Annotated in this window: 25 protein-coding genes; 14 read left to right on the top strand and 11 right to left on the bottom strand. The window is 66.5% G+C overall.

Going from position 1 to position 26,746, the window contains the following annotated elements; all coding sequences use genetic code 11:
• Nucleotides 1-45: 45 nt before the first annotated feature.
• Nucleotides 46-285, top strand: a complete 240-nt coding sequence (locus tag OID54_RS02155; RefSeq protein ID WP_329013050.1) for a hypothetical protein — start codon at nucleotides 46-48, stop codon at nucleotides 283-285.
• Nucleotides 286-781: 496 nt separating this feature from the next.
• Nucleotides 782-1,615: a nitroreductase/quinone reductase family protein gene (locus tag OID54_RS02150; RefSeq protein ID WP_329013048.1), complete on the top strand. Its 834-nt coding sequence runs from the start codon at nucleotides 782-784 to the stop codon at nucleotides 1,613-1,615.
• A gap of 215 nt (nucleotides 1,616-1,830) precedes the next feature.
• Here OID54_RS02150 and OID54_RS02145 read toward each other — a convergent pair whose 3' ends face one another.
• Together OID54_RS02145 and OID54_RS02140 are read right to left on the bottom strand one after the other, a co-directional pair.
• Nucleotides 1,831-3,063, bottom strand: coding sequence for an MFS transporter (locus OID54_RS02145; RefSeq protein ID WP_329013045.1), 1,233 nt, complete (start codon nucleotides 3,061-3,063; stop codon nucleotides 1,831-1,833).
• Between the two features lie 177 nt (nucleotides 3,064-3,240).
• On the bottom strand, nucleotides 3,241-4,452 hold the full coding sequence (locus OID54_RS02140; protein ID WP_329013042.1) for a Cmx/CmrA family chloramphenicol efflux MFS transporter: 1,212 nt from the start codon (nucleotides 4,450-4,452) through the stop codon (nucleotides 3,241-3,243).
• A 543-nt stretch (nucleotides 4,453-4,995) separates the two neighbouring features.
• Here OID54_RS02140 and OID54_RS02135 point away from each other — a divergent pair.
• Nucleotides 4,996-5,424 carry a PPOX class F420-dependent oxidoreductase gene (locus OID54_RS02135; protein WP_329013039.1) on the top strand — a complete coding sequence of 143 codons (429 nt, stop codon included), beginning with the start codon at nucleotides 4,996-4,998 and terminating at the stop codon, nucleotides 5,422-5,424.
• Nucleotides 5,425-5,556: 132 nt separating this feature from the next.
• A complete protein-coding gene (locus OID54_RS02130; RefSeq protein ID WP_329013036.1) occupies nucleotides 5,557-6,132 on the top strand; it encodes a GNAT family N-acetyltransferase in 576 nt (191 codons plus the stop codon).
• 144 nt (nucleotides 6,133-6,276) lie between these two features.
• On the opposite strand, the gene OID54_RS02125 is transcribed toward OID54_RS02130, so the two are convergent.
• Complete coding sequence (locus OID54_RS02125; RefSeq protein WP_329013033.1) at nucleotides 6,277-6,675, bottom strand: fic family toxin-antitoxin system, toxin component; 399 nt, start codon at nucleotides 6,673-6,675, stop codon at nucleotides 6,277-6,279.
• The gene (locus tag OID54_RS02120) at nucleotides 6,672-6,953 is read right to left on the bottom strand and encodes a type II toxin -antitoxin system TacA 1-like antitoxin (RefSeq protein WP_329013030.1); all 282 of its coding nucleotides are present in this window, start codon (nucleotides 6,951-6,953) and stop codon (nucleotides 6,672-6,674) included. Before OID54_RS02120 ends, OID54_RS02125 begins: the two co-directional genes overlap by 4 nt.
• Nucleotides 6,954-7,229: 276 nt before the next feature.
• On the opposite strand from OID54_RS02120, the gene OID54_RS02115 reads away from it, so the two are divergent.
• Nucleotides 7,230-8,297 (top strand): LacI family DNA-binding transcriptional regulator, encoded by a 1,068-nt coding sequence (locus OID54_RS02115; protein ID WP_329027220.1) that lies wholly within the window; start codon nucleotides 7,230-7,232, stop codon nucleotides 8,295-8,297.
• A 48-nt stretch (nucleotides 8,298-8,345) separates the two neighbouring features.
• Here OID54_RS02115 and OID54_RS02110 read toward each other — a convergent pair whose 3' ends face one another.
• Complete coding sequence (locus OID54_RS02110; protein WP_329013027.1) at nucleotides 8,346-9,548, bottom strand: erythromycin esterase family protein; 1,203 nt, start codon at nucleotides 9,546-9,548, stop codon at nucleotides 8,346-8,348.
• Nucleotides 9,549-10,093: 545 nt separating this feature from the next.
• On the opposite strand from OID54_RS02110, the gene OID54_RS02105 reads away from it, so the two are divergent.
• From OID54_RS02105 to OID54_RS02085, 5 genes are all read left to right on the top strand, one after another.
• Nucleotides 10,094-11,335 carry a sugar ABC transporter substrate-binding protein gene (locus OID54_RS02105; protein ID WP_329013024.1) on the top strand — a complete coding sequence of 414 codons (1,242 nt, stop codon included), beginning with the start codon at nucleotides 10,094-10,096 and terminating at the stop codon, nucleotides 11,333-11,335.
• A 37-nt stretch (nucleotides 11,336-11,372) separates the two neighbouring features.
• Nucleotides 11,373-12,305, top strand: a complete 933-nt coding sequence (locus tag OID54_RS02100) for a carbohydrate ABC transporter permease (protein WP_329027219.1) — start codon at nucleotides 11,373-11,375, stop codon at nucleotides 12,303-12,305.
• Complete coding sequence (locus OID54_RS02095) at nucleotides 12,302-13,132, top strand: carbohydrate ABC transporter permease (RefSeq protein ID WP_329013020.1); 831 nt, start codon at nucleotides 12,302-12,304, stop codon at nucleotides 13,130-13,132. Before OID54_RS02100 ends, OID54_RS02095 begins: the two co-directional genes overlap by 4 nt.
• A 138-nt stretch (nucleotides 13,133-13,270) precedes the next feature.
• Entirely contained in the window at nucleotides 13,271-15,118 is a 1,848-nt protein-coding gene (locus OID54_RS02090; protein ID WP_329013016.1) for a GH39 family glycosyl hydrolase, read from the top strand.
• 348 nt (nucleotides 15,119-15,466) lie between these two features.
• A complete protein-coding gene (locus tag OID54_RS02085) occupies nucleotides 15,467-16,921 on the top strand; it encodes a glucoamylase family protein (RefSeq protein WP_329013013.1) in 1,455 nt (484 codons plus the stop codon).
• Nucleotides 16,922-17,064: 143 nt separating this feature from the next.
• Here the strand turns inward: OID54_RS02085 and OID54_RS02080 are convergent, their stop codons facing one another.
• Nucleotides 17,065-18,090 (bottom strand): ArsR/SmtB family transcription factor, encoded by a 1,026-nt coding sequence (locus tag OID54_RS02080; protein WP_329013010.1) that lies wholly within the window; start codon nucleotides 18,088-18,090, stop codon nucleotides 17,065-17,067.
• A gap of 219 nt (nucleotides 18,091-18,309) precedes the next feature.
• Here OID54_RS02080 and OID54_RS02075 point away from each other — a divergent pair, with 219 nt between their 5' ends.
• A complete protein-coding gene (locus OID54_RS02075; protein WP_329013008.1) occupies nucleotides 18,310-18,753 on the top strand; it encodes a hypothetical protein in 444 nt (147 codons plus the stop codon).
• A gap of 80 nt (nucleotides 18,754-18,833) precedes the next feature.
• Entirely contained in the window at nucleotides 18,834-19,781 is a 948-nt protein-coding gene (locus OID54_RS02070; RefSeq protein WP_329013005.1) for a hypothetical protein, read from the top strand.
• Nucleotides 19,782-19,946: 165 nt separating this feature from the next.
• Here the strand turns inward: OID54_RS02070 and OID54_RS02065 are convergent, their stop codons facing one another.
• From OID54_RS02065 to OID54_RS02055, 3 genes are all read right to left on the bottom strand, one after another.
• Entirely contained in the window at nucleotides 19,947-20,966 is a 1,020-nt protein-coding gene (locus tag OID54_RS02065; RefSeq protein WP_329027217.1) for a FecCD family ABC transporter permease, read from the bottom strand.
• Between the two features lie 89 nt (nucleotides 20,967-21,055).
• Entirely contained in the window at nucleotides 21,056-22,087 is a 1,032-nt protein-coding gene (locus OID54_RS02060; RefSeq protein ID WP_329013002.1) for a FecCD family ABC transporter permease, read from the bottom strand.
• A 13-nt stretch (nucleotides 22,088-22,100) separates the two neighbouring features.
• Complete coding sequence (locus OID54_RS02055; protein WP_329013000.1) at nucleotides 22,101-23,150, bottom strand: iron-siderophore ABC transporter substrate-binding protein; 1,050 nt, start codon at nucleotides 23,148-23,150, stop codon at nucleotides 22,101-22,103.
• 551 nt (nucleotides 23,151-23,701) lie between these two features.
• Here OID54_RS02055 and OID54_RS02050 point away from each other — a divergent pair.
• Nucleotides 23,702-24,514: an SAM-dependent methyltransferase gene (locus OID54_RS02050; RefSeq protein WP_329012998.1), complete on the top strand. Its 813-nt coding sequence runs from the start codon at nucleotides 23,702-23,704 to the stop codon at nucleotides 24,512-24,514.
• 173 nt (nucleotides 24,515-24,687) lie between these two features.
• On the opposite strand, the gene OID54_RS02045 is transcribed toward OID54_RS02050, so the two are convergent.
• Both OID54_RS02045 and OID54_RS02040 read right to left on the bottom strand, forming a co-directional pair.
• Nucleotides 24,688-25,590, bottom strand: a complete 903-nt coding sequence (locus tag OID54_RS02045; protein WP_329012995.1) for a helix-turn-helix domain-containing protein — start codon at nucleotides 25,588-25,590, stop codon at nucleotides 24,688-24,690.
• 86 nt (nucleotides 25,591-25,676) lie between these two features.
• Nucleotides 25,677-25,892, bottom strand: coding sequence for a DUF397 domain-containing protein (locus OID54_RS02040; RefSeq protein ID WP_384643499.1), 216 nt, complete (start codon nucleotides 25,890-25,892; stop codon nucleotides 25,677-25,679).
• Nucleotides 25,893-26,114: 222 nt separating this feature from the next.
• On the opposite strand from OID54_RS02040, the gene OID54_RS02035 reads away from it, so the two are divergent.
• On the top strand, nucleotides 26,115-26,642 hold the full coding sequence (locus tag OID54_RS02035; protein ID WP_329012989.1) for an ATP-binding protein: 528 nt from the start codon (nucleotides 26,115-26,117) through the stop codon (nucleotides 26,640-26,642).
• Nucleotides 26,643-26,746 lie beyond the last annotated feature (104 nt).

Below are 26,746 nucleotides of genomic sequence, written 5' to 3'. Positions count from 1 at the left end.
GGATCTCGGGATGCGTTCCCGCCGGTCTGGATGCAGGGTGGAGTCATGCCCCGGCATCCGCCCGTCATCGTGCAGCCACCCTCCCGCAGCGGTGGTCGCCGGGTGACGGTGAACGGCCGGATCGTGGGATTCGTGTACGGACGAGGCGAACTCGCCGAGTTGCTCCGTGCCGAGCTCGACCCGACTGCCGAGACGATCGATCTCGTGGGCTCGGACCTGATCCAGTGGCGAGGAGGCGGCGCCGACGACTGGTCCGTTCCACGAGACACCTCCCACGGTTCCTGACGACAGCCGCAGTCGAGCACGGCTACACGCTTGTCCCGGGGCCTTCTCCCCACGCGTTGTGGTCCGCCCACGCGAACACGTCTGCCGACGCACCACAACGGATGCAGCGCAGTGCCCCGCGCCGGTCCGCAGTATGGCCCTGGCCCCGGCGACTCGGGGCGTTGGTTCACCGGTGACCCCGCAGGGAAAACCACATTGCCTCCACACTCACGCGATGCATAAGATGCACGATGTGACTGCCGGGTCGGCCTTGTGCCAGAAGCGAGTTGGGTTCCCGGCCTCGGAGTGAATCCGAGGCGGGTGAGAGCCCCGCCTTTCTGTTTTCACACATCCGGCGCTTCGCGCGCTGTTGAGAAGAAAGCCCCCTTGTGCCCCTCATGCGGCACAAGCCCTCACCGAATTGATTCCGCCGTCCATGGTCCGACGGCTTCTCCGGCATGCCCAAGCGCGTCGCGCGCTTTGGTCGGCCGTGCAGAGAAACACGAGAAAGCAGAGCATGCCAAACGATTTCAACCAGCAGATCATCGAGGAGTTCCGGGCCCGAGGTGGCGTCGTCGGCGGCCCGTTTGAGGGGGCGAGACTGCTCCTCCTCACCACGACCGGGGCCCGCTCGGGTGCCAGCCACACCACCCCCGTCGCCTATCTCCCCGACGCCGATGACCGTGTCCTCGTCATCGCCTCGGCCGCTGGCGCACCCCGGCATCCCGCCTGGTACCACAACCTCCTGGCCAATCCGCGTGTCACCGTGGAGGCCGGCGTCTTCACCTACGAGGCCCACGCCACGGTGCTGGTCGGCGCCGAACGCGATGCCGCCTTCGCCCGGGCCGTCGAGTCCGATACGGGATGGGCCGACTACCAGGCGAAGACCGACCGGGTCATTCCCGTGATCGCACTCCGGGAAATCCCCGCCGGCCCGCCCAACATCGCCGCTTCCTCCCCGGGAGAGGCGATCAAGTTGATCCACGAGGGATTCCGCCACGAACTCGCACTGATCCGCGACGAAGTCCGACGATCGGGACCCAGGGTAGGTGCCCAACTGCGGATCAACTGCCTGGCGATGTGCCAGGGGCTGCACAACCACCACACCGGCGAAGACACCATGATGTTTCCGGCGCTCGCCCGACACCACCCCGAAGCCGCTCCCGTTCTGGAGCGCCTCGAACAGGAACACCAGAAGATCGCCGTGCTGATCGAGGACCTCCAACGGGTCATTTCCATCGAGGACCCCGACCCGCTGGTCCTCCTCACCGAGGTCGAGCGATTGACATGGGCCTTGGAGGACCATCTGACCTACGAGGAAGAACAATTGCTCCCGCTCCTCGCCGGATAGGTATCACCCCGGGCGACCGACGCCTCGGACGCAGATGAGTGCCGGTCTCGATCTCCTCGTACCAGGCCCCGGGCGCCTCGTACCAGTCCGGGGTCATGCCTCCCCTGGCGATCCGGCCGCATCCCGCGGTGGCGATGGGGAGGTCCCTCGCTCGGTCCGCCCTCGGTGTTGCTGACGATGCATCGGTCAGCAACACCGAACGGTGGACCGTGCCGTCAGCCTTCGTACCGCGCTGTGCGCCGGGCCAGCACCGCGGCCACGACCAGATACGGAACGGCGAAGAACGCGAACAGCGGACCGTTGGCCAACTGCCCGGACGCCGTCCCGTACACGCCGTACACGATGAGCGTGGTGCAACTGGTACCCCAACCGGCCAACGAGGTCACCGTCGCCCGGCTCGGCCCGGTGATCGTGCCCTGAAGTCGAGCGTCGGCCACCACATCGGCCAACTGGAACACCAGAAAGGCGATGGCGAGTGCGAGGAACCCCCATAGTGCGCCGGCGAGCGCCCCCAACGCCAACAGGAGTGCCGCCAGGGCCAGAAGCCCGCCCATGACCCGCTGCGAGAGCTGCTCCGCCCGCTCCGCCAACAGCCCACCGAGCGTCACACCGACCCAGACGATCAGAACGAACCACGGAATGTCACGGGTCGCCGCACCCATCTCGGCCGCCAGCAGCGGAACATACTCCTCCAATGCACCCCAGATTGAGGTCAACAGTACGGACATGAGCAGGGCGTACCGTACGCCACGCCCGGCCCGGACTTCGGCCAGACCGCTCCTGAGCATTGACCGGGCGGTCCGGGGCCCGGCGGGATGAGCCGTTGCCCCAGCCGCCGTGCGGGAGCGCCGGTGTTCGGGCAGGGTCAGCGCCGCCGCGGAACACAACACACAAGCCAGGACGCTGGCGGCACCCAGCGCCGAGTAGCCGCCCCAGGCGAACAGCGGACCCGCCGCCGCGGTCGCCAGGGCCGTGGCCGTCGTGCTGGCCGCAGCGGCCCGGCCCATCAGCCGCACATACCGCTGCTCGGCGCCCAGGCGTTCCAACTCCTCGTAGGCCAATGCCTCCATCGAACCCGAACGCAGAGCCCCACCACCGGCCCAGAGGACCATTCCCAACGCGAATGAGGCGTACCCCGGTAGGGCGACCCACAGGGCGAATCCCAGCGACGCCAACGCAGGGCCGATGACCAGCATGCGACGTCGGGACACGGTGTCCGCCCACACTCCTGACGGCACCTCCACCAGGAGGCCCGTCAGGGACGTGATGACGAACAGTGATGAGATCTCGGCAGTGCTCAATCCGTGGTCGGTGAAGAGCACCGCATAGACCGGATACAACAGGACGAAATCGTCGAGACCGGCATAGGCGAGCAGCCTGCGCTCCAGACGGCGGACTTCAACGGGTACGGAGGCGCGCGCTGGCACGGGCGCACGAGAAAGCGGCATGGGAAGAATTCCTTCGGCGGGGGAACGGACGGTGGCAGGGTCCACTCGCCCCGGGGGAGGCCCCCGGCATCCCTCGGCCGTTCCCACCCGCCGACCCGCTTCGGGCGATGGGCAACACTCAGACGCGGCGCGCCCGGTCCCCGGCGCGCGCCGCGCCGGACGATCCTCGGTCGAGGATCAATGTCGTTGGTGCATCTCACCAGTGTACGAAGGATCCCGCTGCCCGGAGCGGAGAGCCCTCACTCCACCCGTGTTCCTGGCCATCGCCACCCCACCGGCGATGAGTGCCAGTACCACCAGGAAAGCACTCACCCACAACGGCGAGCGATAGCTCCCGGTCGTGGCGATGGCGACCCCGCCGAACCACGGCCCGAGAGCGGCCCCCACATTGAACGAGGCTGTCGCATAGGAACCTGCCAGGGTCGGTGCCGTGTGGGCTGCTGCGAGCACCTGGGCGATCATCGTCGACCCGACGGCGAATGACAGCGCGCCCTGGATGAGTACCAGCGCGAGAGCCACCACGAGATGGTTCGCCCACCAGGCGAACACCGCCCAGCCGATGCCCAGGGTGACCGTGCCGTAGCAAAGTAGCGGCCACGGCCGTACGTCGGAGATTCGACCGGCGACGGTCACCCCGAGGAACGACCCCAGACCGAACAGTGCCAGGACACCCGGTACCCAAGCGGAGCCCAGGGCCGTGACATCGATGACTAGCGGGGCGAGATAGGTGAAGGCGCAGAAGGTCGCACCGTTGATCAGGGCACCCACCGACAGGGTCATCAGCAGCCGGGGATCCTTCAGCGCGCGCAGTTCCTGTCGCACTCCGAGAGGTGCCGTGGATGTCCCCGCGTTCGGAACTGCCTTGAGGACGGCGAAGACTGCGGGCACGGAGAGCAGTGCCACGGCCCAGAACGCCGAACGCCAGCCCCACAACTGCCCCAACAGTGCCCCACCGGGCACTCCTGTGACACAGGCCAGGGTGATTCCACCGACCAGGATTGAGGCCGCACGGCCCCTTGCCTGTGTCGGGACGAGAGCGGTCGCAGTGGCGAGGGCCACCGCGAGGAACCCGGCATTGGCGAGCGCTGCCACGATCCGGGTCGCGAGGAGCACCCCGTAGGTGCTGGTCAGTGCGCCCACGACGTGGACCACCAGAAACGTCAACAGGAAGGCGAGCAGCGCGCGCCTACGGGGCCAGCGCATGCTGGCCATGGCCATGAGCGGGGCGCCGACGACCATTCCCACGGCGAATGCCGAGGTCAGGTAGCCGGCTGTCGGAATGGATACATCGAGATCACGGGCGATGTCCGGAAGCAGTCCGGACAACATGAACTCGGACGTCCCTTGGGCGAAGACAGCCAGTCCGAGCGCATACAGAATGAGAGGCACGGCGAAACTCCACAGCCACGATGGAATCGAAGAGGGCAGCGGTGGGCCGCGGGCAGCACCCGAATGGTGTCGAGGCAGACAGCCCCAAGCGCCTCGGGCAGGGCCTGAGGCGTGGAGAGTGTCAGGGCGACAGAGCGGGAAGCCACCGGACGACCGGTGGCGACAGTCTTGAAGCCTCGGGGCTGGACATGCGCACAGGTTATGGACCGCGTTCGTGCGTTGTCCATATGGTTTCTCGGACGGGCTCAGAGCTTGTCCGCCGCCGAGCGGCACTGCGACTGCCTGTGCTGATGCACCCTCATCGGTTCCGTGCCGATTCTCGGCCGAATGTGCACGTCTGATGCGTCCGCAGGCGGCTGCCCCGGACGAGGGTGTCGATTCGGGTGAATACAGCCGGCGAAGAGGGAGGAAGTCGCCGATGCGGGGGAGCGCCAGAGGAAGGGGCCGACGGCCTGGAACAGCCGTCCTTGACGACCGAACACCGAACGACCGCACCGACTGGCGGCGCGTACACATGCCCGCCGAACAAGAGAGGACGGACTGATGGCATTCACTCCGGAGGAGACGGCGTATCTCCAGTCCCAGCCACTGGCACGGTTGGCGAGCACCTCGGCTGATGGACAGCCGGATGTGGTGCCCGTCAGCTTTGAGTTCGATGGAACCCACTTCTGGGTCGGGGGCAGCGGACCGTCCGTCATCCGCACCCGCAAGTTCCGCAACGTCCGCGGAGGCAACGACAAAGTCGCCCTGGTCATCGACGACATGATCTCCTTCGACCCCTTCGTCGCACGGTGCATGCGGATCTACGGCCGGGCCGAGGAGCCCTTTGAACGGGTGGGGCGGGTCGGTCACGGCACCTATATGCGCATCGCCCCCACGGTCAGTTGGAGCTGGAACCTGGAGGGTGTCCCCGTGGGGGACGAGTGGTACGTCCCACTGCGGACCGTCCACGTACCACCGACCGAACCGTGAGTCGGGGCAGCGGTGACCGTCTCGGCGTCCATCGCTGGAGCAGCGGGACCGGATGTCCTGCTGCCCACCGCACGCATCCCCGCTGTCAATGGCCCGAGATCTCTCTCATAGACGTCCGATAGGTTGCCCGCCATGACCGAACTCGGACCCGTCGCCTGGCCGCCTGCCCCGATCAGAACAGAACGGCTCGTGCTCCGTGAGCCCGAGGTTCGCGACCATGCGGCGTTCATCGAGCTGCTCGCCTCAGCGGAAGTGCACACCTACCTCGGCGGCCCTCGACCGCGTGATGAGGTCAACCGTGCGGTGGCTGAGATAGCCGAACGGCGGCCCGGCCTCTTCGTCGTCGACCTCGACGGGGCGATGATCGGTCAGATCACGCTCACCAGGGAAACGGGGCACATTCAGCAGGCTGCCGGAAGGGTCGAACTCGGCTATCTGCTACTGCCGCAGGCATGGGGATGCGGCTACGCCGCCGAGGCGTGCGGAGCGGCACTCGACTGGTTTGCCGGTGCGCTTCCCGGCGAACCAGTCGTGCTCGCGACCCAGACCGCCAACATCCGCTCGATGCGTCTCGCTGCAAAGCTGGGGTTCACCGAGGTGGAGCGGTTCGAGGGCTACGGTGCAGAGCAGTGGTTCGGTGTCTGGTCCTCGACCACACTGTCCGGATCGACAAGGGTCACTTCTCGCGATGGTCGGAGCGTTGGTTGATTGCGCTCCACTGACTGTTGCCTGGTGGGCGTGTACCGAACCGTTGCTGGCGGACCGGATGCCGAAACGGGGAGTGCGGTGGTGTGATGGGCAGGTCGTCGGCGCCATCACCATGGAGTACGCGCCCGGACGCCGGGGACCTGCTCAGGCCACCGTCCACGCATGGAGTTGACGGTTTATCCGGGACACGTCGAGAGTCCCGGAAGCCGCCTCCTGGACCAAGGCGACCGCAGCCTTCGGCGTGTATCCGAGCACATGGCCGCCCAGGGCGAGGAAAGCCTCGGTGCTGTGCCAGGCGAAGGCTTCGTTGGAGTGTTCGAGGCAGGGGAGCTTTGCCAGGGTCTGGAGGAGGGCCGCCGCCTTCAGATGGGGTGAACCGTAGATGTCACGATCCATTGCCCGCGCGTACACCCGTCCCACGGCGGCGTACAGGGGGCCGTAGTCATCCACCTGCGGGTCACCGGGGAGGAGTTCCGCCGCGTGCAACAGGAAGGAGACATCGATGCGATGTGCCTCGGGCTCGCCGTCCTCGGGTTCGCTCACGCGGCGTGGTCCTGCTCGCCCCGTTCAGCGTCGTGCCTGGACGACCGTTGGCCGACGGCGTCATCGCTGCCCGCCTCGGCGGCAAATGCCTCGTGGCTTCGGGAAACGGACGCCTTGAAGTGGTCGAGGAAGGTGGCTTCCACGGCAGTGGCCCGTTCGTAGGCCGCCGAGAGGATGTACTCCTGCATGCTGACTCCCGCGGCCTTGGCGGCGGCGGCGATCGTGGCGCGCTGTTCTGGATCGGGAAAGCGCAGGCTCATGGCCCTTGGCTCGGTCATGATATCGACGGTATCACTGGTATCACCCCCCGAGGGAAGCCTTTTCGGGGCGCAATTGTCGGCACGGTTTCCCGACTGGCCTCCCAGGTGGCCAGAAGATGGTTCTGCATGATCTTTTCTGGCTGGAAGTGGACGCCCAGATGCGTCTTGCGTCGCTGAGGGCGAGGTCGGCCTTGCTCGCAGGAGGGAGCCGACCTAGGGTGAATGCGCTTTCAGAACTACTCGGCAAAGGTCACGGGACTGCGGTCACCGGTCCAAGAGGGGACGGGCGGACGGTTGAGCGCTCCCACTGTGTACGACGTCGCCGAACGGTCGGGAGTCTCCATCGCGACCGTCTCGCGCGTGTATCGCAACCCAGATTCCGTACGCGCCCCCACCCGGGACAGAGTGCTCGAAGCCGCACGTGAACTCGGCTACGTACCGAGTGGGAACGCGCGTGGACTGGCCAGTCGAACCACCGGCGTGCTCGGACTGTGCTTTCCCGACTACGCCGACCCGGACGCCGAAGCCGATGGCGCGGACGTGGACGACTCCGCCGTCATGCTCTACTCCGATCAGATCATCCGCGGCATGGAACGGGCGGCCAGACGGCACGGCTACGCCCTGCTGATCGCCGCCTCGCTGGAAGGCGGACCACAGAGCCTCGTGGAGCAGGTCGCCGGGCGGGTGGACGGGTTTGCCGTCCTGGCCAGGACTGTGCCCACCGAAGACCTTGAGGTGATCTCGCGGAGGCTGCCCGTGGTCATGTTGGCCGGACCACGCGAGATCGACCACCTCGACCACATCGAGGTGGCCAACTTCGACGGGGAACACGAGCTGACCCGCCATCTGATCGACGACCACGGGCTGCGCCGCCTCGCTTTCGTCGGCGGCGAAAAGGACTCGCCGGACGCCGAGGCGAGGTTCGACGGGTTTCGGGCCGCGTGCCAGGAGGCGGGGCTACCTGTGCCCGACGAACCCGCCGCACGAACGGTGATGATGACCCAGGCCGAAGGCGCACGGGCTGCCGAGGCACTGCTCGATCGTGGAGCTGAGCCGCCGCAGGCGATGCTCTTTGCCAATGATCAGATGGCGTTGGGCGCCTTGCACGCCCTGGAGAAACGAGGGGTGCGGGTTCCCCAGGACATTGCTGTGGTCGGCTTCGACGGCATCCCCCTCGGGCGGATCGTACGGCCCTCACTGACGACCGTACGACAGCCCATGCGGCAGCTGGGGGAGGACGCGGTGGACCTCTTGGTGAAGCGATTGCGTGATCGCAGCCGTGAGCCCGTCTCCCTGATGTTGCCGGTCTCGTTGACCCGCCGGACCAGTTGCGGCTGCCCCGCCCAGGAGCCCCGCCCCTGAGCCTCAGGCCAGTCGAGGGCCCTGGCGGGCGCGATCGCCGACGCGGCGCTAGTCCCCTGTGACGTCCTTGACGAACAGCATGCCGTCGCTGTTCGCCAGGTGGGTCGGGTCGAGCGGAGCGTAGCCGAACCAGGGGGATATGCGGGGCGCGGGCAGCGAGTCACCGAGGGTGCTGGCGAACCGCTGTGCATCGAAGAGACAACGGTCCTCTGGGAGCGCGTACAGGAGTCCTTCGACGGTGTCCGGCGGTGGTGTGCCCACTCCCTGGTGGTGGATCGTGCCGAGGGCCGTGGCCACGAAGGCGTACTCCTCACCGAGCCGGGTGCTGACCAGCGCACCGGCGCTCCACCACTCCAAGGGCACCCCGCCCATCCGGATCGAGCTTTTCTCCCGCTGGAGATGGGAGTTGTGGGCATGGACGAGTACCGGGCCCGCCGCCACGAGGGCGAGAAGGTTGTGGGCCATCATCTGATCGCGCAGACCCACCAGCCGGGTCAGACGCGCCGATGAGCTGTCGGCCATCCAATGGTGGTAGCGCAGCAAGCCAGTTGCGGTGCGCGCGTGCAGGTGTATCCGGCCCCAGTCGCCCCACGAGGTCACCTTGACCAGATACGGCCTCTGCGCGTCGAGCAGCGCCACCAGATCATCGGCGAGCAGGCGCAGTTGACCTGCGTCGATCGACTGCCCCACGGACTGGGTCGGGTCCATCATCGCGGCGGGATTGGTCCATCGGTCGTCGGCGCCGAGTAGATGGTCGAGCGTTTCCCTGGTGCAGGGGAGTAGGTCCGGGTCTGCCTGAGTCGAGAGGTAGCCGTGCAGTGTGGTGAGGGCCTGGCGGGGGCTGGCTGCGTTGGTGATCTCCAGCGGGCCGTCGAAACCGGCGAAGCGGAGTCGGTCGTCCGCGGGCCGTCCGTCGTTGTACGCGCGCATCCAACGCACCAGTTCGCGGTTGGCCGCAAAGGCGCCCCAGCCGTGGCTGAACCCATGCTCCATGACTTCGTCGAGGCTGCCCGTGCCCGAGGCGACGTAGTCGTCCACGACGAGGCCCATCAGACAGTCGCTCTCGATCGCGATCGTCCGGTAGCCCTCCTGCTCGACGAGTTGCTGGAACAGTTCGTTGCGCAGGTCGAGCAGTGCGTCCTGGCCGTGAGTGGGCTCGCCGAGTGCGAGCAGTCGAGGTCGGCTCGGGAGCAGTCCCATGAATGCTGCGGCATCGATGGCGTAAGTGGTGTCCTGGATGTCGGTAGCCATGGATTTAACAGTATCTTTGAAGCTTCGGTGGAAACTTTTCCGCTAGAGATGCCAAATGCTGCGGTAAAAGCCTCAAAGATGGTGGGTACGTGAGTCGGTCGGTCGGCCTGGCCCAAGTCCAGAGCCAACGACACGCCGTCGATGGAGAATCGCAAAGGCGACTCCTGTCCGGCCGTCAGCCCCGTGGCTCGCGATGGTTGCCCCTGCCCTCCTGGGTCCTGAGCCGGTTCTTAGCTCAGGGCTCGACCCGGTGTCGGTGGGCTGTCAGGTGACCGTTCGCGGCGCAACCCTTGCTTTGATCCAGGTGGCTCTCCAGAACCGACCCTCCAGCTCAAAGCGCCATAAATCTCTGTTGCGTTCTTCCCGCGCATCCGAGGTCTAGCGATCGCCGTATCGGGTAGGCGCGGTTCACCGCCGTTATAGAAGCGTGATCCCCAGGGTTCTTGCGGATGTCTCGGAGGCTGCCGCAGGGTGATGTATGCGCTTACAGGCTGCGCATACATCACCGGCTCAACGCGTGCCGGAAGGCTCAAGGAGGAGCGCCCATGCACCGCACGGCCAGAACCGTCTCGATCGCAGTTGCGCTGGCGACCACCTTTGGAATCTCCGCGTGCGGCAGCTCGGGCGGATCTGGGGTCGCAGCCGACGAGAAGCAGACACTGACCGTCTGGGCCATGGGCACCGAAGGCGAGAAGCTCGGTGAAGTCGCCTCCGCCTACAAGAAGGTCAACCCCAATGTCACGGTCAAGGTGACACCGATCGGCTGGGACGTCGCCCACCAGAAGCTGGTCTCCGCCGCCGCGGCCGGGAATCTGCCCGATGTGACGCAGATGGGCTCCACCTTCATGGGAGAGTTCGCCGAACTCGGCGTGTTGGAGCCGGTGGACACCAAGGAATTCAAGAAGGACGACTTCTTCCCGGCGGCTTGGGAGGGCAACGTCGTCGACGGCGAGGTCTACGGTGTGCCGTGGTACGTCGATACGCGTGTCCTTTACTACCGCACCGACCTGGCGCAGAAGGCCGGCGTGACCAAGGCACCCGCCAACTGGGCCGAGTTGGCGAAACTCGCGAGCGTGTACCAGAGCAAGGCGGGAAGCAAGTGGGGGATCTCCCTCCAGCCCTACAACCTGGACGTCTGGCAGAACTGGTTGCCCTTCTTCTATTCGGCGGGCGGCGAACTGATCAAGGACGGAAAGCCCGCACTGGACAGTGAGGCGGCGGTGACCTCCCTCAAGGAGTACGCCACCTACTTCGAGAAGGGTCTTGCGAAGAAGAGCGTTCAGCCGGGCTATGACGTGATCAAGGATTTTGGCAACGACAGCGTGCCGATGTTCTTGTCGGGGCCGTGGCAGACCACCAACATCGCCGAGAATCAGCCCCAACTGAAGGGGAAGTGGGCAGCCGCGCCCATGCCCGCGGGAACGTCGTCCACCTCCTTTGCCGGTGGCTCCAGCCTGGTGATCTCCAAGGACAGCAAGCACAAGGCTGCTGCCGGTGAGTTCATCAAGCACCTCACGAGCGCCAAGGGCCAAGCCGACTGGTACGAGCGCACCACCGATCTGCCTGCGCACCAGGGTGCGTGGAGCGAGGGCAAACTGGCGAGCGACCCCAACCTGAAGGTCTTCCGAACCCAGATGGAGAACGCCAAGGCCATTCCGGCGCTCGCCAAGTGGGCCGAGATCGGAGCCAAGATCGACGAGGCGATCGAATCGGTGACTCAGGGCAAAGCATCGCCCGAGGAGGCTGCGAAGAAGATGCAGTCCGCGACCGAGGGCCTCGTGGAGTAGACCCGTGAAGACGCTCACCAAAACGCCGGCGGAGGGCGTGGGCGCGAACGCTCGCCCTACGCCGTCCGGCACACGGCCGCAAAGACGCCGGGCCGGCGTGCAGAACGTGGCGGGGTGGTTGTTCTCCACCCCCTTCCTCGCGCTGTTCGCGGTCTTCATGGCCCTGCCCATCCTGGCCACACTGGCCATGAGCTTCACCGACTTCGGTCTGCGCAACGTCACCGACCCCCTGTCGGCCGAATTCATCGGATTCGAGAACTACACCAAGCTCTTCCAGGACGAGAAGTTCCTCACCTCGCTCTTCAACACCGCGTACTTCGTGGTCGTCGGGGTGCCTTTGACCATTGCCGCCGGTCTCGTCATCGCCGTGTTGCTGAACAACGGCATCGACCGAATGCGCACGTTCTTCCGCATCGGCTTCTACGCCCCCGTTGTCACCAGCATCGTCGCCATCGCCGTCGTCTGGCGCTTCGTCCTCGATCCCGCGGATGGGCTGGTGGCCGGCGTCGCGAGCGAACTGGGCATGACCGTCCCTGACTTCCTGGGTTCGGAAACGCTCGCCATGCCCTCGTTGATCGTGATGGCCATCTGGCGCAATCTGGGCACGGTCATGGTCCTCTTCATCGCCGGCCTCCAAGCCATTCCCCATGAGGTGCGTGAGGCGGCCAGGCTCGATGGCGCAGGCGCGTGGAACGAATTCCGTCTGATCACCGTTCCGTTGCTGCGCCCCACCCTGCTGTACGCCACCGTGATCACCACCATCGGCTATCTCAATGTCTTCGAGGAGCCGTTCGTGATGACGAATGGAGGCCCTGCCGACAGCACGCTGACCGTCTCTCTCAACATGTATCGAGAGGGCTTCAACTTCTTCCACATGGGTTACGCGAGCGCCATGGCGTATGTCCTGTTCGTCGCGATCATGGGCATCACCGTGCTCCAGCTCCGTCTGCTGAAGGACAACACGACATGAGCGCCCTACGACTGAAGAAGCCCACCGCCTATGTGGTGCTCGGTCTCGGCCTGGTGCTGATGGCCGCGCCCTTCGCCTGGATGGCGCTCTCGGCCTTCAAGACAAAGCCCGAACTGGCTGCCAGCCCACCGGTGTGGATCCCGACGGAATGGACGCTCGCAAACTTCCGCGAGCTGTTGGAACTGCTGGACCTTCCGCGCTACTTCCTCAACTCGACGATCGTCGCCGCCCTGGTGACGCTCTCCAACCTGCTGTTCTGCTCGATGCTCGGATACGCGCTGGCCAAGTTGAACTTCGCCGGCCGCAACAAGCTCTTCGGGCTGGTCCTCGGTGCCTTGATGGTGCCGGGCAATCTGATGCTGCTCCCGCTGTTCGTGCTGATGAGCAAGATGCAGCTGATCGACTCCTATGCGGGGCTCGTGCTGCCCTTCGCCGCGGGTGCCTTCGGCGTCTTCCTGATGCGTCAGTTCATGTTGTCCGTCCCCGACGAGCTGTTGGAGGCAGCCCGACTGGACGGTGCCGGCGAGTGGTACATCTTCTGGCGCATCGTCATGCCGCTGGTCAAGCCGGCCCTGGCCACACTCGCGATCCTCACCTTCCTCCAGTCGTGGAACAACTTCGTCTGGCCGCTGATCGCGACCAATGACCCCGACAAGTACACCCTTCCGGTGGCACTGGCGACCTTCGCCACCGACCCCAATCGGGCCAATGGCGCCAACGGTGTTCTGATGGCCGGCTCCTTCCTCGTGGTTCTCCCGGTCCTCCTCGTCTTCGCCGTGTTGCAGAGGTACTTCACACAAGGCATCGCCACCGCCGGCCTGAAGTAGCACCTCCCCACCCGTACTCGTCGAGGTGTGGAGCCCTTGGTGCTCGGCGTGAAGTCGAGCCTGCCGTGTGCCCGAGCGCGGCTCCGATCTGATCACCGCTCGCTTCCCTCTACCTACAATGCTGAGGTTTGTTCTGTTATGACTGATAAGTCTGCTGCTCACATCGACTGGGAGTCTCGGATCGGCAAGCCGAGCGATACCCGGCTCACCGGAGTCGGCGAGATGCCCGCCCCCGATCGGCTGACCGCTCAGGACGGGACCGGCCTGGTGCTCCTCCACTGGGCACCCGTGGAGGGAGCGCTCGGCTACCTCGTCCACCGCGCTGACAGTGTCGAAGGCCCCTACGAACCTCTCGACCACTTGGGCGGCGATGTACTGGCGGTGCCACATCCCCCCTACGCAGACACCCTGGTCACGCCCGGGCGGACCTACCACTACAAGGTCGCCACCTGGTCCGACAGCGGCGCGGGCGAGCTCTCCGAAGCAGCTACCGGTCGCGCCCGCGCAGCAGGAGCCACACCCGCTGCGGTCACCGTCGCACTCGATGCCTCGGCTCCCACCAGCGAACTGCCCGGTGTGTGGAACCGCATGATCGGTGCCGAACACTTCTCCCTGCTGACCTGGGACAAGCCGGGTGCCGGTGGTTCCGATGTGGCCCTGGAGTACGCCCAGGCACTGGGCATCGTCCGGGATGAGATCGGGGTGCGCAGTGTTCGGGCACACGGCACCTTCCTCCCGGAGACCGTCTCCGTCAGGGCCGACGGCACCTTTGACTTCTCCGGCCTGGACGAGGTCTACGACCGCTTCCTCGCCACCGGACTCAAGCCCGTCGTCGAACTCTCCTTCATGCCCAGGGAACTCGCCGCCGACCCCGAGTACACCGTCTTCGACTACCGCGCGCTGGTCTCGACCCCCCATGATTGGCAGCGCTGGGGAGACCTCTGCCGAGACCTCACCCTCCACCTCCAAGAGCGTTACGGAAAGGAGGAGGTGGCGGGGTGGGAGTTCGAAGTGTGGAACGAGGCCAACCTCGAAGTCTTCTGGAACGGCACCCAGGACGACTACCACCGTCTGTACGAGGTGGCCGTGCGTGCGATCAAGGCAGTCGACGAACGCATCAGGGTCGGTGGCCCCTCCTCCGCTGCTGCCGGCTGGGTGGGCGCGCTGTTGGAACACTGCCGAACCCATGATGTCCCGGTTGATTTCGTCTCCACTCACACCTACGGCAACGCTCCCCTCGACTTCCGGCCCATGACACGGGCCTTCGCCGAAGCGACGGGGCGCCCCGAGCCGGAGATCCTCTGGACCGAATGGGGCGTCACTCCCACCCACTTCCACCGGGTGAGCGACTCCGTCTTTGCGGCACCCTTCGTGTTGCGCGGTATGAAGAGTGCCCTCGCCTCCACCGACTGCCTCGCCTACTGGGTCGCATCCGACCAGTTCGAGGAGCTCGGCTGGCCGAACCGGCTCTTCCACGGTGGGTTCGGTCTGCTGACGGTCGGAAATCTCCGCAAGCCGCGGTTCTGGGCGCTCTACCTCCTCTCCCAATTGGCCGGCGGACGCCTCCCCGCCGCCGTCTCCGGCGACGGTGCCGATGCCCTGGTGGAGGTGATCGCCACCCGCGCCGAAGACACGTCCACCCTCGATGTCCTCGTCTGGAACGGGACCCTCGACCAGTCGAAGATCGATGGGGCTCGGACCCTCGACCGCACCGTCACCGTCCACATCGACGGACTCCAGCCCGGAGCCACCTACCACGTCGTCTCGCGCCGCGTGGACGAGGAGCATGCCAACATCCAGGCGGTCTGGAACGAACTCGACGGCGGCGACTGGCCCGACGCCCAACAGTGGGGGAAGCTGCGCGCTGCCGACCGGCTGCCTGCGGACCAACTCCCTCCGTTCATTGCCAACGCGGACGGAGCGGTGCTGCTCAGCATCGATCTGCCCAACCCCGGCATCCGCTTCCTGCGCCTGGCCCGCGACTGACCCAGTGGGTGTCACGCCGGACCCCGTCAGGTGGAAGGGATCTCGACGACACGACCTCAGGGCCCTCACCAGGACCTGGCCAGGGCCCGCGAACCCGGCGAGATCCGAAGGAAGAGGGCAAGAACGCTTGAAAACCGGTGGACGCGCCCGAGATCGGGCGTCCTCCCCGCGCCACCGGATCCCCCACCGCGCCCCCGGGCGGCGCCGTCGCGAGACAGGACCGCCCCGGGCGCAACCCCCCACCCGGCCCGGGAGCTGCCGTCGCGCCAGGACGGCAGACTCCCGGGCCCGGGAGACCCAGTGCACCACCGACACGACTCCATACCGACCAACGGGAGCTGGAAGTCCATGGACCGTCTCGACCGTCGTACCCTCCTGACCGCCGCGGGAGCCGGAGCAGCCGCGCTCTCCCTGCCAGCGCTCGCCGCGCCCGCCTTCGCCTCGGATGCACCCGAGGCGTCCACCACTGAGAATCCCGCGCAAGGTGTTCATGCCTCTGATACACCGCTGCTGCGCAAGTGGTTCCGCGATACCCACCACTCGATAGAGGCATTGACAACGGACTTCGGTCTCACTGCGGACAAGGCGAACATCAGCGTCGCAGGGCGGCCCGTCCCCTCACGCAACACCTCACCCACCAACATCGGCTGTGGGCTGTGGTCCACCGTCGCCGCCGCTGGGCTCGGTGTCATCGGGCGCAGCACCATGCAGAGGCGCCTCGCCCACATGGTGGCCGCCGTCGAGAAGCTCGAACGCCATCGTGGCTTCTGGCTCAACTGGTACGACGCCTACGACGGCTCGGTGCTCACCACCTGGCCCGAGAACGGCACCCCCGTCCGCCCCTTCCTCTCCTCCGTCGACAACGCGTGGCTCGTCACCGGCCTCGTCATCGCAGCCGACGCGGACCCACGGCAGCGCCGACGGGTCGACCGCATCCTCGCCGACGCCGACTGGTCGACCTTCTACACCCCGTACGACCCGACCGATCCGGTCAAGGGACCCGGTCAACTGCGCGGCGGATTCTGGACGGACACCGGGGAGCCGACCGGCCATCACTACGGCGCACTCAACACGGAACCGCGGATGGCGAGCTACCTCGGGATCGCCGATGGGTCGCTGCCCACCGACCACTACTGGCACATGCTGCGCACGATGCTCCCCGAGCACGAGCAGGAGCAGAAGCCCCAGGGCTCGTACACGACCGTCGACGGCATCCGGATCTGGAACGGCCACTACACCCATCGGGGCCGCAAGCTCATCCCCACCTGGGGCGGCTCCATGTTCGAAGCGCTGATGGTCCCCCTGTTCGTCCCGGAGCCCGAGTGGGCCAGGCGCTCATGGGGTGTCACGCACCAGCGCTACGTGCGCTCGCAGATCGAGCACGGGTTGCTGGAGGAGAAGTACGGCTACTGGGGGTTCTCCCCGGCCAACATCCCCGAAGGCGGCTACAGCGAGTACGGAGTCGATGTCATCGGTATGCAGGTCGAGGGCTATCAGTCCCGCTCGGTCGTCACGCCGCACGCCGCGTTCCTCGCCCTGCCCTACGCCCGCCGGGAGGCGATCGCCAACCTCAAGGCGATCGCGCATGACTTCGGTGCCTACGACGAGCGGTACGGGTTCCGTGACTCGGTCAATGTGAAGACCGGCCGGGTCAGCGACTTCGTCCTCGCACTGGACCAGGGAATGATCATCGCGGCACTTGCCCAGGAACTGCGCCCCGGGCTGCTGCAACGCCCCTTCCGTACGGGTGGGTTCGCGACCCGCGTCAAGCCCCTGCTGGCGAAGGAACGCTTCAGCATCTGACCCGTACCGGAACGCAACCTTCGTCCCACCCGTCCTACCTGTTCCTCCGGACGCACCCCGGTGCGGAGGAGCCGGGGGTGTTGGCGCCATGCGCACCGGCACCCCCGGGAAGCACGGCGAGCGAGAGCCGACCGCGCTGCCGATCAACAGTGCGCGTCCAACCGCTCCCCGTTTCCTGAGCCCGCGGGCAAGGGCCCTTCCAACAGTTCCACCCCCAGGGGCGTGAGCGTATGACGGATGGTGTTCCGCACCCGAAGACTCCTGATGAGCCCCGCCTCGCGCAGCACGGTCGCGTGTTCACTGGCCGAGGCGGGGGAGATGTCGAGACGACGGGCGATCTCGCCCCCGGTCGCGTCCTGCGCATCCGCGATCAACAAGAGCGTCGCCGCACGAGTGCGACCAAGGAGCCGGGCCAAGGTGTCGGCGCCGGGCGCGTAAGCGGCCTGGTGCAGTGTCAGGGCCCGGGAGTCCCGGTTGATCGGATAGACGAGCACCGGGGTTAGCGAACCGTCCCGCAGCGAGATGGGTGTGCCCCGACAGAAGTACGAAGGCACCAGGAACAGTCCCCTCCCTTGGAGGAAGAGATCCTGCCGATGGGGATACGCGACCTCCAGCACGGGCGGATTCCACCGTACCGCCGGATGCAGGCTGTTCAAGAGCTCCTCGGTGCCTCCCGAGAGGAACGCATCGGCCCGTGACGATCGTTCGGCGTCCACCGCTGAGGTGATCTGGGCCCAGTACGGCTCCAGGGCCTGCCGCTGGTACCGCCGCAAGGCCGATCCCAACCCGCGCAGCGCGCCCGCGTCGCCCCGAGCAAGGGCGTCCGCCCAGGACGGAAGGCTCTGCTCCCGACCGAGGGTGGCGAGATCTGTACGAAGCTGTGTGCGAGGCGTCGACAGAATCGCTTCGATTCCGCTTTCGGCACAGACGGTCCCCGCCGCCGGGGTGAGGAAGTCGGGTGAGTACCCGCGCGGAGGAGCCAGTCGCAGCAGCGGGCGTGCCGAGGGATCGATCGATCCGCGCATGCGGGTCCGCCAGCCGAGCATCCCGATATCGTTGTCGTGGCTTGCGAGGACATGCAGGCTCAGCAGTGTCTCCCAGGCGGGATCGGGTCCCGGTGCCAGGCGGATCCGACTGAGATCCTCGGCACTGAAGTGGATGCGCAGCACGAACGTACCCCCGTGAAAAGGCTGCTATCCCAGGTGTTCTACTGTTCCGCCTCCCTGCCCGGTCGGGTAGAGCCAAATCCGCCATTGGGTGTATTTCGGCGAGGACCGAAAGTGATGTGGCTTCTGTCGCCCCGGCCCTAGCGTCGATGACAAGCACCACGGGGTGGCGCCACAGGCCGCCGACGGCCTCTGTCAACACCCCGGCAACGGGAGGACACCATGTCATCTGTACGTCGTACGGCAGGGGCGCTCGCCACCGCAGCGGCCCTCCTCGCGGGAACGGCAGTTCTGGCAACCGGACCTGCTTCCGCTTCCGACTCCGCGGCCCCTTCCGCGCACACCCAGCGGGCCGCAGCTTGGGACGGGAACATCTACCTCTACTACAGCGCGTCCGCCAACAGTTCGTGGAGCAAGTACGCGGGGTGGGTGAACGACTTCGCCGGACACACCTTCGCCGCCGGTGGTGAAGGCAGCGGCCAGCCGGTGAAGAACAACGTCAATCGAGCCTGGAACAACGACGCCAACTGGACCGCTCGGATCTACTACAACGAGAACCAGAACGCGAGCGGTCCGGCTCCCTACGACGACTTCTACCCCGGCAATGCCCGCGCGCTCAACAGCGGAGTGCGCAACAACAATGCGTCACTCAGCTGGTGGCAGTGAGCTGAGCCAGGCCCGCCCGTGTTCGCACGGGCGGGCCGTCCGCATGCCCGAGCCACGTCCCGCAGCCAGGGGAGGAAAGCGTGAGCAGGACCCGTGCACACAGCGCGATCATCACCCTCGTCGCGCTGGTCGCCACCGCAATCGGCTGCGCGCCTGGTCAAGAGCCGCAGGACGACGGGAAGCCAGCAGGGCCCCCGAGCGTCGGACGGATCCACCGGCTGCTCGCCGTGGACTCCCTCGTACTGCCCATTGAGCGCTACCTCTTCACCGACCGCCAAGTCGGTCGGGTGCTCCGGGCGCGGGCGGTTCTGACAGCTTCCTGCATGCGACGCTACGGACACACCTGGCCGGTGCCCGCGTCTGCCGCGGAGACCGGGACGCTCAACCCGGCCAACACGGCACACCGGTATGGGCTGACCGACCCGGTCGCGGCGGCGAGGTACGGCTATCACCCGGCGCCCGGCTCCCCCCTGGGGCGTACTCGGAAGAAGGGGCCACCGGCGCCCGTGCCACCCTCCGAGGCAGTGATGGTCGTGGCAACAGGCGCGGACCGTGACGGCTCGCCCATGCACAAGGACCGCAGCGGACGCGCGATTCCCCGGGGCGGATGCCTGGGGGAGGCCACCGCCGCCCTCTCCGGTGACCCCGACAAGATCGGCAATCGTGAACTCGTCGGAGCGATCAACATCGGAAGTCACCAGCAGTCGCAACGCGACTCCCGAGTGGTGGCCGTCTTCCGCGCCTGGTCACTGTGCATGCAGCGGCACGGTCATCGATATGCCGATCCGACCGAGGCCCCCGGCGCATCCCCGCAGTACAAGGCCAAGAATCCCAGCCGTGGGGAGATCGCCCTGGCCCGTACCGACGTCGCGTGCAAGCGGGAGACCAATGTCGTCGGGGTCTGGTCAGCCGTGGACGCGGCGTACCAGCGGCGGGCCATCGAACAACACCGGACCGAACTGGACCGGGTCGTCCATGACATCGACACCCAGGTGACCCGCGCCGATCGTGTGCTGCGAGGACGCTGACAGGCGAGGCGGACGTGGTGCTACCAGACGGAGGTGCGCTCGCGCCCTCCCGGGGCCGGGGCGGTCGATCCCACCATCGGCCCCATGGATCGGCAAGAGCTCCTGGGTGCCCGGCTGGGCGGTCCGCCCCGAGGTGGCAGGAACCGTGCCCCGTTCCCTACCGGCTCAGAGCGCTCCCTTGCGCCGCTCGCTCATCAACAGATAGCCGAGGTAGGCGCCTCCGATGGCCATCGTGTAGATGCCGACCGGCAGGTTCTCGAAGAGGGGGAGTTGCTGCGCACAGAGATCTGCCAGGACCAGGAGCAAGGCGCCGGTCAGCGAGGACAACAGCAGATGCGGGCCGGGCAGCCGGGTGATCCGTTGCGAGATCTGCGGTGCGGTGAGGGCGATGAAGGCGATGGGGCCCGCCACGCTGACCGCTCCCGCGGACAGCACGATCGCGAGGACGACCGCGTAGGTCTTGGTGTTCCTGGGCCCGGCCCCCAGCCCCTGGGCGATGTCGTCCCCCATCTCACCGATCGACAGACGGCGTGAGATCAAGGCCACCAGCGGGGCGGTGCAGAGCACCACGACCCAGATCGTGGTGGCGTCGTCCCAGGAGCGCGCCGACAGACTGCCGTTGACGTACGCCGACAGGGTCGATGCCTTGTCCCTCTCCATGGCGTACACGACATACTGCGTCACCGCGGTACACATCGCCGCGACACCGATGCCCGCCACGACCAGCCGAGCAGGATTGCGGAACCCGGTCCCTGTGGAGACGTACACCAGTCCCATGGCGAGGACCGCTCCCAGGAGCGCTCCGACGGGAACCGGCACCACGCCCGGCAGGAGCAGTGCCGCGAATGCCGCCCCCGCCCCCGCGCCCGCACCCAGGCCGATCACATCGGGACTCCCCAGGGGATTGCGCGTCGCGGACTGGAACAGGGCTCCCGACACTCCCAGAGCACAGCCGGTTCCCAGAGCGACGACGAGCCGTGGGCCACGCAGCCGCTCCAGGACGAAGGCGTTCTTGCCCTCGGCGCCGCCGGTGAGCGCGCTGCCGAGTTCGGCGAGTGGAATGCCGAGTCGTCCCAGGGACAGCGTGGCAACCGCGGCGACGGCGGTGAGCACCAGCAGTGCGCAGGCCGTGACGAGCGCCACCCGATGGACGGGGAGGGCGACCGTTCGCCCCAGGGTGAGCATGGTCCGAGCCCGTGCGGGTCGGTGGGTCGTGCGATCGGCCCGCTCGATCGCTGCATCGGACGAGGGGGGCGCCACCGTCGGCGGATTCGTCATGCGTTCCCCCTCATCCTGCGTACGGCCACGAGCAGAGCGGGGGCGCCGACGAAGGCGGTCACGATGCCCACCATCAACTCCTGCGGACGCATCACGACCCGCCCCGCGATGTCCGCCATCAGCAGCAGGGTGGGCCCCGCCACCGCGGAGAACACGATCTGCCAGCGGAAGTCCACCCCGACCACGGCGCGCACGATGTGGGGCACCGCCAGTCCGACGAAGGCGATCGGACCCACGGCTGCGGTCGCCGCGGCGCTCAGCACGGTCGCCGCGAGCAGTCCTGCCCCGCGCACCAGCCAGGGGTTCACACCCAAGGACGCGGCGGTCGCATCTCCGAGCGCCAACGCATTGAGGCTCTGCCCGAGGAGGAGGGCGAGTACGAGGCCGGCGGCGGCGAAGGGGAGCATCGCCTGAAGCACATCGAAGTCCCGACCTCCGAGCGCTCCGACCACCCAGTAGCGGTAGCTGTCGAAAACCTGCGGTTTGCTGAGGGTCACCGCCTGGATGTAGGCCATCAGCACCGCTGAGAGCACGGCACCCGCCAACACCAATCTGACCTGGCTCTTGCTGGAGCCGACGGATCCGATGGCCTGTACGGCGATTCCCGCCACCAGCGCTCCCGGTAGTGCCCACCACATCACGGCGGTGTTCCCGGTGACACCCCAGAAGGCGGTCGCGGTGACGATGCTCGCCGATGCGCCCGCGTTGATTCCCAGCAGTCCGGGCTCAGCCAGTGCGTTGCGGGTGACGCCCTGCATCAGCGTGCCCGCCACGGCCAGGGCCAGACCCGCCAGGACTCCGAGCGCCGTCCGGGGGTAGCGACTCTCGACGATGGTCGTGACCTGGATGTCGGCGGTGCCGGACAGCACGTCCAGCACATCGCCGAGGGACGTCGGACGGCTGCCGATCATCACGCTCGCGAACAGGGTGACCGTCAGCAGGGCCAGCCCGATGACCAGCGCATACGCCCGCCGAGCAGCACCACTGCGCGTGGTACTGCTCGGCGGTACGGAAGTGACCGTAGTCATCTGTGGGGTGCGCCTACTTGCCCGCGGCGACGACGGCCTTGTCGATCAGCGGCAGATAGCGGTCGATGACCCACGGGACGGTCAGCGGGTTGATGATCGAGGACGCCGTCACAAACGGGTTGTTGTCACCGACCACCACGGCACCCTTCTGGATCGCGGGGATCGCCTTGTAGAGCGGCTGGGACTCGATCTCCTTGCGGTTCTTCTCGTCGCTATAGAACGTGAAGATCAGATCGCTGTCCTTCAGCTTCTCCGCGTTCTCCAGACCGATGAGCGCGGAGTCGGTGCCCTTCGTCTCCTTGAAGGTGTTCACCACCGGGTCGACGGTGAGCCCGAGCGACGAGACCATCTTGACCCGCTGCTCCTCGGCCTGGAACACACCGAGGGTGCCCGGACCCGTGTTGTAGATGTAGGAGAACTTGAGGTCCTTGTAGTTCGGCCGGGTCTTGGCAGCGTCGGCGAGCTGCTTCTCGATCGTCGACTTCAGCTTGGCGGCCTCCGCCGGCTTGCCGAGCGCCTTGGACACGATCTCGATCTGCTGGTCCCAGTTGGTGGACCAGGGCAGGTCGGGGTAGGCGACCGTCGGTGCGATGTCCTTCAGGATGTCGTACTGCTCCTGGGTCACGCCCGACCAGGGAGCGAGGATGACATCGGGCTCCAGCTCGGTGATCGTTTCGAAGTCGATCTCCTCACCGCCGGCGAACTGCTTGGGCAGCTTGCCGCCGGCCTTGGTGACGGCCTCGTGGATCCACGGGAGATAGCCGGTCTTGTCACTGCCCCAGGCGTAGCTCTCGATGCCCACGGGGGTGTGGCCGAGGGCGATCGCCGTCTCGGTCGACCCCTGCCCCAGGGTGACCACGCGCTTCGGCTCCTTGGTGATCTCGGCAGTGCCGAGCGCACTCTTGATCGAGACGGGGAACGCACCGCCGCTCTTCTCGGAGGATCCCGACGTCTTCTTGTCGCTCTCGCCGGAGGAGGAGCAACCGCCGATCGTGAGGACTACGGCTGCGGCGGTGGCCGCGGCGGCGAGCGCGCGACGACGCACGCGAGTGAACCCGAGCATGGATGTTCCTCATGGAGTTGAAGTGCACAGTGGTCGATGCGTGGCGGGCGAGGGATGGCGCAGCCGTGGTGGCATGTCGGACATGACGGAACAGTGCGGCCCTGATCGACTTAGGGAAGCCTAAGCTACGATTGGCGAAACGTTCAACCACCCCCCTGGGGGCGCGCCCCGGGCTCGCTGTTCGAATTCGCCGTCGATGCTCTTTCGACCTTGCGCACCGACCGTTCGAAGGCCATGGCCGTCGATGGAGTGGCTGCAGTGACGGAGGTGCCGAGATATCGGCCAAGATCAACAGGTGGTCATCGGGTCGCCTGTGGCTGGGATTGCTACTCACCGGCCGGCCGAACTCGTACAAAAAAGGGCATCGTCGCGATTTCAGGTCGAGGGGCCTGACCTGCGGAGTCTCAATCAAATCTCGAATGCCTGTACGAATATGGCTGAAAATGTCTCTCGTAGGGTCGATCCTTCCCGGATGACCTATCCGCGGAAGCACCTGCTCCCTAGCATGGTCGCCCTGTAGCTCCTGTTGAAGAAACGCGGGTGAGGGCTGGATGCGTGGGGAGTCATGGCGCCCGGACGCCATTGACACGACCGTCCCGAGCGTTGCTCGGATGTACGACTACTACCTGGGGGGTAGTGACAACTACGAATCGGATCGCGAAGCATGTGAAGAACTGCTGAAGCAGGTTCCGAGCACCAAGGAACTGGCGGTCAACAACCGCCGCTTCCTGCAGCGAGTGGTGCGGCTCCTCGCGAGCGAGTACGGCATACGCCAGTTCATCGACCACGGCTCAGGTCTGCCGACGCAGGACAACGTCCACCAGGTCGCTCAAGCGGTTGCCCCGGAGTCCAGGGTCGTCTATGTCGACAACGATCCGATCGTCCTCGCCCACGGCCGTGCCCTGTTGAACGAGAATGACCGCACGGCGGTCATCCAGGCGGACATGCGCGACACCGAGGGCATCTTCACCCATGATGAGACGACCCGGCTGATCGACTTCAGCCAGCCGGTCGCGGCACTCTTCGTCTCCGTAATGCACTGCATCCCGGACGAGGACGATCCGGCAGCCCTGGTCCGGCAGGTGGCGGAGAAGTTGGTGCCGGGTAGCTTCCTGGTCGTGTGCCAGTTGGTCAGCGACCGGCCTGAGATCCGTAAGTTCGTGACCGACTTCATGGCCGAGGCGACGGGCGGTCACTGGGGGCGGGTCCGCGAGCAGCGTGAAGTCGCCGCGTACTTCGAGGGGTTCAGCGTTCTCGAACCCGGCCTCGTCGAGGTCTCCACCTGGCGGCCGGACACCGAACTCGCTCCCGTACAACAGACACACGAGTGGCTCGAATGGGGTGGCGTGGCCTCCATAGGCTGACCAGCCGTCGAGAGGTCGCAGGTCAACCACACAGCGGCCCTGTTCCCCACGCCGGCCGGCGTGGGGAACAGGGCCGCTTCTTCGTTCCCGAACCGATCCGTGCTGATGGGATTCAGGCCCAACGAACGAGGCCGCCCGGGTGTCCCGGGCGGCCTCGTCACGGTGGAACGGAGTCAGTAGGCGCTCAGTCGCTTCTCCAGCATGGCTCTGGACTCGGCGGGTGTCAGTGCACAGGCGCCCAGTCGGTCCAGCATGTTCCGGTACTGCTCGACGGTCTGGGGCTTCTGGGTGAACGTCGAGTCCGTCAGGTGCTCGATGTAGACGGCGTCCTTGAGGTCACCCAGGGCGAAGCGCAGATAGGTGACGCCCGTCCCCACGCCCACCGAGGCGGACACATCGAGTGGAGCGATCTGGAGGGAGACCCTTGGGCGCTCCATCATGGTGATGAGGTGTTCCAACTGTGCCCGCATCACCTCGGGACCGCCTACGGTGCGCAACAACACCGACTCGTCGATGACGGCCCACAGGTGCGGTGCGTCCGGCGCGTCGAGGTGGTGCTGCCGCTCCTGCCGCAACTCCACCCGGCGCGTCACATCGTGAGTGAGCAGTTGCCCGGGACCTGTGGTGATGACGGCCCGGGTGTACGCAGGAATCTGGAGCAACCCCGGTACGTAGAAGGGCTCGTAGGTCCGGATGCGCTCCGCGGCGCCTTCCAGCGCTACGAGCGGGGTGAAGAAGTCCGAGAGGACGTCGCTGAACGAGCGCCACCAGTCAGGGCGACGGGACTGCTCGACCAGTCGGAGGAACTCGGCTATGCGGTCTTCGCCATCTACTCCATACAGGGCGAGCAGTGCAAGGGCATCTGCCTGCTTGCACCCATGGCGCCCCAGTTCGATTCGGCTTGTTTTCGAGCGTGAGAATCCGAGCCGACCATCCACGTCGGCTGGATCGAGCCCGGCGGCAACGCGCAGCTCGCGCAATTTGCCGCCGAGGATCACCTTCAGTGCGGTTGGGTTCTTCTCCACCGCCCCAAGGGGTCGTACGAACAACGACTCGTTCGGGTCGGTTGCAGCCATCGGGCGCTCCTGCGGACGCTGGGAAGAAGCCAGTATCCATCACCGAATCTCCGCAGGGGCGGAACATGACATTCCTGTGTAGTTTTTCAGCCAATCATGGAATCGAAGTCGCCACCCCGGGCGCCTGCCACGAACGCCGCTATCTCGTCGCGCGTGTAGATCAGTGCCGGACCCTGCGGGTCGCGCGAGTTGCGTATCGCCACCCGTCCGCCCGGGAGTTGGGCCAACTCGACGCAGTTGCCCGTCGCGTTGCTGTGACTGCTCTTGGTCCATGTCGTAGCACTCAGTGCGCCTGCACTCATGCCGTTGAAGAAACGCTCCACCGCAACAGCCCCTTGCTCTCCGTACGTATGTTCGTGACAGATGGCGCCGGTCCATGCAATCCCATTTGCAATCTCAGATGCAATTGCATTCCGACGTGATACTCGACCATACTCGTCGCACGGCGGCTGCCGCAGCGCCCGAAGTCCGAAGCCTCCAGGGGGACATGACCAGTGACGACCCATGTGCCAGCCTCGGCGAATGTGAGCACCAGGTACGGCAGCCGGTTGCGCGGCGCCGCCCCCGGTGTGCGCTGGCCGTTGGGCTTAACCGCGTCGAACGAGCCTCCGTGGGGCATGAGCCAGGGCGGTCGCCCCGCCGGATTCGCCGCCTGCGGTCTGGATGGGCAGTTGCGCAACGCGCCTCAGGCGCGGCGTTTCCTGGCGGCGACCCTCGACGGTTGGGCGCTGCAGCGGTTGCTGCCCGACGCGGGCTTGGTGGTGAGCGAGTTGGTCACCAACGCGGTTCAACATGCAGTGGAGCCGGGCACCGCTGATCAGGGGGAGTACCCCGTCTGGCTCGGAATCTTCCTCCACCCCGATGAACTGGTCTGCGCAGTCACCGACCCCAGTTCCCGCCCTCCCTGTCCCAGGGATGCCGAGGCGTCAGCACTGGGTGGTCGGGGTCTCGCTCTGATCAGTGCGTTGAGTCGGACGTGGTCCTGGTCGCTCACTCCTCCTCGGGGCAAGACCGTCTGGGCGACTCTCTCCTTGCAGCCGAGCATCGGCTGATACGCGCCCGGCTATGTGTGCTCGTTTGAAGAATGCATTCGCCAAGGCTTGAGGCTCGGTCCACCAGGCCGAGATCCGGCCACCTCCCGCCCGTGATCCGAGGT

The sequence above is a fragment of the Streptomyces sp. NBC_00690 genome (assembly GCF_036226685.1).
Lineage (GTDB): Bacteria > Actinomycetota > Actinomycetes > Streptomycetales > Streptomycetaceae > Streptomyces.
The sequence above is the reverse complement of the archived record's forward strand: the minus strand, read 5'-3'. Positions and strand labels throughout refer to the sequence as shown.